This window comes from Mesorhizobium sp. M7A.F.Ca.CA.004.04.2.1, from assembly GCF_004022825.1.
In the GTDB taxonomy this organism is placed as follows: Bacteria; Pseudomonadota; Alphaproteobacteria; order Rhizobiales; family Rhizobiaceae; genus Mesorhizobium.
The window spans coordinates 1-690 of record NZ_RZPH01001623.1; the positions used below are offsets into that span (position 1 = coordinate 1).

A 690-nucleotide genomic window follows, 5' to 3' on the forward strand; every position below is an offset into this window, starting at 1 on the left:
CTTACGCCGCGACGCCAATCACTCACTTTCCGTCGATCGCCTGGCCTGAATGGACAGCGGACCAGCAGTCGGCTGGCACCCGTCTGATTGCCGGCGACCCTGTCTGCACGGTCTTCGCGCGCGGGCCGAGCGCCCAATCGACCAAGCGACTCATCAAGGGACAAGCCAGTCAATTGCAACTCCAATGGGAAGGAGACCGGACATGAAAGACGGTTCGGCATTCCTGAACGACAATGCACAGCGCATCGTTGACGGCATGATCGGCGACGCCGAACGCCTGCGCATCGTCGTTTCCAGGGGGCCATTGGGCGAGCGCCTGATCGATGCCGGCGCCAAGACCGTAGGCAGCGTCGAAGCCGGGCTGCGCATGGCTGAGGCCGCGATGGGCGGTCTCGGCAGCGTTTCTGTGTTCATGGATCGCGCGTCACAGCAATGGCCGTTCACTGTCGAAGCGCGATCTTCGCAGCCGGTGCTAGCCTGCCTGGGCAGCCAGTATGCGGGCTGGAACCTGTCTGGCCAGGACTATTTCGCGATGGGATCTGGGCCGGCGCGCGCCCTCGCCCGGGTCGAACCGCTGTTCGAAACACTTTCCTATCGCGACATCGCATCGTCCGCGGTGCTTATCCTTGAGACGGCCGAACCGCCTCCCCGCGCGATCGTTGAGAAAGTGGGCAAGACAACTGGACTGGC

Annotated in this window: 1 protein-coding gene and 1 pseudogene; both read left to right on the forward strand. The window is 63.5% G+C overall.

Translation table 11 applies throughout. The features are described 5' to 3' along the window. A pseudogene (locus EN893_RS38865) lies at positions 1–206 on the forward strand (hypothetical protein); the annotation flags it as partial. Then, the coding region (locus EN893_RS36555) for a methenyltetrahydromethanopterin cyclohydrolase (RefSeq protein WP_245490990.1) at positions 203–690 on the forward strand (488 nt) is incomplete at its 3' end. The pseudogene EN893_RS38865 and the gene EN893_RS36555, both read left to right, overlap by 4 nt.